The following is a 6,832-nucleotide window of genomic DNA, read 5'->3' as shown; positions in this document are numbered from 1 at the left end:
GATTGAATGAGATATGTTAAGGCTCATGTCTAAAAATAGGGGGTTAGACCGGTTCGATTCGTTTTTCTTTACCTCTTTGTCAATGCGAGCATAGCGAAGCAATCCCCTGCTTGCTAAGAGATTGCTTCACTCCGTTCGCAATTGACAAAAGGGGGTGCAGGATTTGAATGGCGATTGGAGTATATGGTAGTAGAGGTGGTATCCTTTCTTTAAATGTAGCTGTTTTTTATACGATAAGTAGGATTGGGGAAATGTATTATTAAAAGATGGCGTTACTTTTTTGGCATTTATAACGTTAGAATAGATAGGGAATGTTTTTTACTTAGGAGATGGTGATTGTTACGTGACCGATGAAAATAGATTAATTACAAAAGCAAAAGATGGAGATCGGGAAGCCCTAAATACATTGATTTTACATTATTGGCAGCCGATCTATAGGCTCATATATAGTAAGATCGGTAATGAGGATGATGCAAAGGAATTGACCCAGGAAACGTTTATGAAGGCATTTCGCTCATTACCTCGATATAAAATCCTTGATGTACCATTTAAAAGCTATCTGGCGAGAATTGCCATAAATGCAGTGACTGATTTTTGGCGTAACAATGGGCGAGCACCTCAGATTGTCAACCTTACTGAATATCAGGAATCCATTCTTGATAGCAGGGAAAATCCCGAAGAATATATTTTGCGTATAGAAGGACAAGAGCAGATTGTCAATTTGGTTGAAAGTTTGCCAGAGGAGCAGCGTCAGGCGATAAAATTACGAATTATTTTAGGGTTATCCATTCATGATGCTGCCATGCAAATGAATAAGACGGAGTCAGCAATTAAGATGCTTCAGCAGCGAGCTTTGAAAAATTTACGTAAAATGTGTTTAAGTGTCGGCATACTACAATGAGGAGGTGGAGCGGATGCTAAAAGATAAAGAATATGATCAGGTAGAAGAACTCTCACACGGTTTAGATCAGTTACATGATGGTAAACAGCCTGCTCTACAGGGTGAGGAAGTGAAGGAATTGATAAAGCTAGCTACTGCTGTTAAACAGTCTTATCAGCAAGATGAGCTGCCAAGAGGATTAATTGGCGAAATGGCTGATACGTTGTCGGCGGAATTAGGAGCACAAAAGATAAAACGGCGCAAAAATTGGCTGTATAATGGTTTTATTGGTATTGTAGCTGCAGTATTTATAGCTGGTTTTTTACAATTCTTATTGCCGCAGACACCTAATTCTAATATTGCACAGACAACAGACGATAGCATAGAAAAGCAGCAAATCGCTGCGACTACTGATCAAGCTGCTAATTTGGACATTGCAGAATCGAGCAGGGAAAGTACTCCCCAATTGGTGAAACCGGATCATCAGGAAGAATCCTCCAATTCTAACTCAACTGACAAAAAGGTTGCTGATTCTTTACCGATGGTAATTGCAGAAATTATCCAAGGGACAGAATCACCGGCAAAAGAGGACAAATCGAATCAAGTCGCTGCCCTTCAGCAAGATGCACCTAAAGAAATAGACATGCAAAGAAGGATATTCATGGATGAGAAGACCCTGAAAGCAGAAGATCAGAATCATTCTAAAATTGCTACAATGATGGTAATACCGAACTTAGAAGCACAGTCCATAAGAATAGATAATGCCCGCAGAGTCGTGCAGCAAGTTTATAATATGGGTAGTAATGATGAAATTATCATTACGCAAAAAATGCCAGATGAGAGTCAGCTAAAGAGTAAAATGAAGATGAAACAAGACGCAGCGCAGGATACTGTCCAAAGTGCAGCAATGGAACCTCTTATGAAAAAGGCAGGCGAAAGTATGAACAGTATCACAGTGAAAGTTGACAAATATGATATCACAATTGAAGGCAAAAAATCAGCAGAAGAACTGCAAAAGATTGCCGATTCTTTAACGGTAAAAGAAATAAAGCCATAATGTAAATAAACGTAATACGATCCGTTACCTTTTGGATTGTATTACGTTTATATCTATGAATAACTAAATCGTCATAAGGAGGAAAAAAGATGAATAGGAATTTGAAACAATTTGCAGCAGGGGCAGCGATCGTGACTTCCATTGGAATGCAGATGCTAATGCCTAGTCAGGTTGATGCTGCTGTGAAAACAGTTGAATTGAAATCATCCATTTTTGCCAGTGCAGAATCCATAAATCGCAATTCCAGCAAGATAGAACTGGCTAGCCCTCCAGAATTTCATACCAATCGGAAAGCGTACATAGGAGCGGGAGTGGAAGGCCTTGATTATGAAAAAATGATCAAGTGGCAGCAAAATGTGGATGAAGGCAGAGAACTTTGGCGCATTGATCCTATGCAGGTTGCGAGAGTAGAAGGTAAAAAATATGGATTTACGGAGCAAGATGGATTTTCAATAGTGAAGATCCTGCGCAGCAGCTCAATTTCCCGTTATGGACAAATCGACGTTGAAATTATACGCCAAGGCAAAATACATACCATGACCTTGGTAAAACCATTTGCTCAGCGAGATACAATATGGACAACGTATAAGGTCGACGGCACCCTGGTTTCTTCTGATAAATCGGTAAAAACAAAGGTATTGTTTAAAACGAACAAGTACAAAGATTGGAAGTTCTATCGATCTGAGTATCCGCAAGAGATGTTCTTTGCTGCCATTGACAATCATAATGGACGGTTGAATTATAACAATGGTATTGCAAAGGAAATAGTTAATCAGTTTAAAGGATCAAAGTTTACGAATAAGCTTATTTTATTTGCAAATATGGGAGCGTCTTCAGCGCAGTCGGATATTGGCATTGAGAAAGTAACAGTAAGCGGCAAGAATATGACCGTATATGTCCATACAAAAAGTCCGCGTCCTGACCAGTTTATTACGATGAATATCATATATCCAGATGATTACGTTGCGATTGATCGCAGCCTTATTGAAGGGCAAGGTACGATGAAGATCACTTTTATTGATCAGAATGGTACGATCATCGGCAAAGATAAGCTGAAAATAAAAAAAGAATAATTTTAGTGAAAAAAGCCGTTACTTATTTCAGAATAAGACGTTTTACATTATAGAAAGGCAGTAAGAAATGACTTTTGCTGTCTATAAGGTTAAATTTATTGGAGGTATATGAAATGTTAAAAAAGATTATTTTATTAATTGCTATGAGTGTATTAATAGCCGTCCCAGTCTTCGCAAATGAGGCTCCAAAAACAGTGATACAGGTAACTGGAAACAGCCAAAAAGAAGTTACTCCTGACTTGGCGCGGATTACTTTTTCCATCAACTCGGTGAACGCCAAGCTGGAGAAAGCAAAGAATGATAATACTCAAATTGCAAATCAAGTATTTGCTAATTTAAAAGAGCAGGGAATTACACAAGAGCAAATCAAAACCAATACATACCAAGTTGACCCGGTTTATAACTATGAAAAAGAAAAGTTACCCAAATTAGAAGGATATCGTGTAACCAATACTCTTGAAATTCGTACTTCAATTGATAATGTTGGAGTTTTGGTGAATGAAATTACAAATGCAGGTGCCAATGAAATAAACTCCATCCGATTTGAAACAGCAAACGAAGCAGACAGCAAAAATGAAGCATTAAAAGATGCTATTGGAGATGCTTTGAAAAAGGCAGACGTAATTGCCGCAGCATTGAATAAAAGAGTTGCGAATGTAACACTAGTAAATGAATCAGGTGTATTTTATCACCCAATCATGATGGAAAATAGGATGTTAAAAGCCTCTAGCGACGGAGCAGCACCCAATATTCCAGCCGGGAAAGTAACCGTAGGAGCAACTGTACAGGTAACGATTGAACTGGAATAGAAACCAATCTAGTACCTCGTCTGCATTAAAACTATAGATAATTTAGTGAGGATTTTTTCGACCAGCAAGGCGGAGGAGCCGCGCAGATCGGGAATCTGTAAGGAGACGACAACGAAGCAGGACGTAAAAAGACTGCTAAAGTAGCAGAGTTTTTAATGCAGATGAGGTGCTCGAGTACACAACAGCGTAATGCTGCTTGTGTACTCTTTTTTGTAAGGAAACGTATCTATTCGCTTCATATTGCTCTTTTATTGTCTTTACAGTATGATGAAATGGAAAAGATGATTATTGTATTTAAAATCGTGCCTTAAGAAAAAATATAAAATAGGTCTTATTTTGGTCAAGAGGATGTGCCTAGGATGGCTTTTGAACGAAAACAAATAGTAGATAGATTGAAAGCCCAGATTAAAGAGAAAGGGCATGTTATCGGTGTTGCTACTGGTGCAGGGCTTTCCGCTAAGTACGCCGCGAAAGGGGGGGCCGATCTCCTGTTAGCATTGAATTCTGGAAGATTCAGGCAGATGGGACTGGGCTCTATTGCAGGTCTGCTGCCCTTTGCGAATTGCAATCAGCTTGTCATGGAATTTGGCTCCAGAGAGATTATCCCAGCGATAAAAAATATCCCAGTTTTCTTTGGTCTTTGTGCTACTGATCCTACTATCAATTTAGAAAACTATATTGAAGATATACATGAAAAAGGTTTTTCAGGGATTAATAATTATCCATCTGTTGGAATGATTGATGGTCAGTTTAGAGAGGCTATAGAAGAAGAAGGGTTATCCTATAGCAAGGAAGTAGAAGCCATTCAAATCGCGAATAAAAAAGATATATTTTCGATTGCCTTCGTATTTGATGAAATACAGGCAAAGGACATGCTTGCTGCAGGTGCGGATGTTATTTGTGCTCATCTGGGGATCACCAAAGGAGGAATCCTTGGTGCTAAAAAAGTCCTTTCTCTTGACGCAGCTGCCAAAGTGGCAAAGAGTATCTTTGGCGTATGCGATGAAATCCGACCTGGAGTTATCAAAATGATCTATGGCGGACCGATAAATTCTCCTTTGGATCTGAAATATATGTATGACAATACGAATGTAATGGGGTATCTGGGAGGATCTGCTTTTGAGCGTATTCCTTCTGAAGTCGCCATAACAAAAATAACTCGTGAATTCAAAATAGCTGGTCTCCAAGATGATGCCCTTGCTAAGATACTGGCGGAAATGACAGAGTATCATGATTATATTACCTTTGTTAAAGAATATATTTCTCAAAATTATATGAACAAAATATCCTTTAGTGATTTGGCAATCGAAGCTCATTTATCTCGAACCTATTTAAGTGCTTTATTTAAAAAAGAAGTAGGGTGTACCTTTTCTGAATATGTAACCCGATACAGAATTAACAAGGCGATAGAGATTATTACAAACAAAAGAATCCCCTTATCGGAAGTTGCCTTCGCTTGCGGTTATAGCGACTATGCTCATTTTAGCAAAGCATTTAAAAAAGAAACAAGCTATTCTCCCCGTGAATATATAAATGATACAAAAGGACATAAAAACCATATTTAGATACATTTACAATATTCGAAATAAACAGTATTCTCTTATTGAGAAAAAGAAATACTGTTTATATTGAATATTTTTCTTTTTTTAAAGCTGGAATGGAGGTTATCACATGAAAACAGTTGCCATCGTAGGTACTTTTGATTCTAAAGGAACAGAGTTTGCTTATGTGAGAGACATTATCCAAGGATTAGGCTTAAAGACTTTTACCATTCATAGCGGAGTTTTTGAACCCTTGTTTACTCCGGATGTTTCCAATGAAGAAGTAGCGAAAGCTGCTGGGGCAGAGATTCATGAAATTGCAGCAAAGAAGGATCGGGCTTTAGCAACAGAAATACTTGCTAAAGGTATGGAAAAACTAGTCCCTCAATTATACGCTGAGGGCAAATTTGATGGTATTCTTTCTTTTGGAGGAACCAGCGGTACGGCAATTGTCACTCCGGCAATGCGTGCATTACCCATTGGCATACCCAAAATCATGGTATCTACTGTAGCTTCTGGCAATACTTCACAATATGTTGGAACAAGTGATGTAATTATGTATCCTTCTATCGTAGATATAGCCGGTATTAACTCCATTTCAGTGAAGATTTTTACGAATGCAGTATTTGCTATAGTAGGTATGCTTACCTTTGAGGGAAGTAAAGAGATTGAAAAAAGACCACTAATCGCTGCTACTATGTTTGGCGTGACGACACCATGTATAAATTATGCTAGGGAATACTTAGAAAAAGAGGGCTTTGAGGTCATTATCTTCCATGCAACAGGTATTGGCGGAAAAACCATGGAAAATCTTATAGAATCTGGTTTTTTTGATGGAGTGCTGGATCTTACAACGACGGAGTGGTGTGATGAATTAGTTGGGGGCGTTTTAAATGCAGGTCCACATCGACTTGAGGCTGCAGGGCGCTGTCAAATTCCTCAAGTTGTTTCAACAGGGGCATTAGATATGGTTAATTTCGGTCCCTTCGAATCCGTTCCTAAAGAATTTCAGGGAAGAAACTTTTACAAACATAATCCGACAGTAACATTAATGCGAACGACGATAGAGGAAAATCGGCAATTAGGACTAATCTTAGCGGAGAAGCTCAATCAGGCAAAATCGCCTACCGTACTCATGCTGCCCCTTAAAGGTGTTTCCATGATTGATGTCAAAGATCAGCCTTTTTACGGTCCCGAAGAAGATCAAATGCTATTTTCCACATTACGAGAAAAGATCGATAGAGATGTGGTGGAGCTAATCGAAATAGACTCTGATATTAATGATCAGAAATTTGCCATTGCAGCAGCAAAGAAGTTAGTTGAGCTTATAAAGAAGACTTGATTCAGATGGAGTTTTAACTCCACCTGAATCTTTAGTCGCACTTATCCAGGGACCTAGTCGCTCTTACTCCCGCTTGGAGAAGATGGGAGTCTTAGAGCGACTTGGTCATCGGATAAAAAATAACCGAAAA

The 6,832-nt window shown here is 38.7% G+C and carries 6 protein-coding genes; all 6 read left to right on the top strand.

What is annotated here, in order from left to right; all coding sequences use genetic code 11:
* Positions 1-343: 343 nt before the first annotated feature.
* The 6 genes from LMF89_RS09055 to LMF89_RS09030 all read left to right on the top strand — a co-directional run bounded on the left by LMF89_RS09055 (position 344) and on the right by LMF89_RS09030 (position 6,702).
* A complete protein-coding gene (locus LMF89_RS09055; protein ID WP_229534766.1) occupies positions 344-901 on the top strand; it encodes an RNA polymerase sigma factor in 558 nt (185 codons plus the stop codon).
* A gap of 13 nt (positions 902-914) precedes the next feature.
* Entirely contained in the window at positions 915-1,937 is a 1,023-nt protein-coding gene (locus LMF89_RS09050; RefSeq protein ID WP_229534765.1) for a hypothetical protein, read from the top strand.
* 89 nt (positions 1,938-2,026) lie between these two features.
* Positions 2,027-3,010, top strand: coding sequence for a protease complex subunit PrcB family protein (locus LMF89_RS09045; protein ID WP_229534764.1), 984 nt, complete (start codon positions 2,027-2,029; stop codon positions 3,008-3,010).
* A gap of 113 nt (positions 3,011-3,123) precedes the next feature.
* Positions 3,124-3,819, top strand: coding sequence for an SIMPL domain-containing protein (locus LMF89_RS09040; RefSeq protein ID WP_229534763.1), 696 nt, complete (start codon positions 3,124-3,126; stop codon positions 3,817-3,819).
* Between the two features lie 359 nt (positions 3,820-4,178).
* The gene (locus LMF89_RS09035) at positions 4,179-5,384 is read left to right on the top strand and encodes a phosphoenolpyruvate hydrolase family protein (RefSeq protein ID WP_229534762.1); all 1,206 of its coding nucleotides are present in this window, start codon (positions 4,179-4,181) and stop codon (positions 5,382-5,384) included.
* Between the two features lie 106 nt (positions 5,385-5,490).
* On the top strand, positions 5,491-6,702 hold the full coding sequence (locus LMF89_RS09030; protein WP_229534761.1) for a Tm-1-like ATP-binding domain-containing protein: 1,212 nt from the start codon (positions 5,491-5,493) through the stop codon (positions 6,700-6,702).
* Positions 6,703-6,832: the final 130 nt, after the last annotated feature.

The organism is Pelosinus baikalensis (genome assembly GCF_020819555.1).
Classification (GTDB): Bacteria; Bacillota; Negativicutes; order DSM-13327; family DSM-13327; genus Pelosinus; species Pelosinus baikalensis.
Note: the sequence above shows the minus strand (reverse complement) of the source record. Positions and strands in the feature narration are given on the sequence as shown.

What these genes read in the sequence shown, in the direction of transcription:
- LMF89_RS09050 (WP_229534765.1), top strand. Translation starts at nt 915, where the DNA reads ATGCTAAAAGATAAAGAATATGATCAGGTAGAAGAACTCTCACACGGT.
- LMF89_RS09045 (WP_229534764.1), top strand. Translation starts at nt 2,027, where the DNA reads ATGAATAGGAATTTGAAACAATTTGCAGCAGGGGCAGCGATCGTGACT.
- LMF89_RS09040 (WP_229534763.1), top strand. Translation starts at nt 3,124, where the DNA reads ATGTTAAAAAAGATTATTTTATTAATTGCTATGAGTGTATTAATAGCC.
- LMF89_RS09035 (WP_229534762.1), top strand. Translation starts at nt 4,179, where the DNA reads ATGGCTTTTGAACGAAAACAAATAGTAGATAGATTGAAAGCCCAGATT.
- LMF89_RS09030 (WP_229534761.1), top strand. Translation starts at nt 5,491, where the DNA reads ATGAAAACAGTTGCCATCGTAGGTACTTTTGATTCTAAAGGAACAGAG.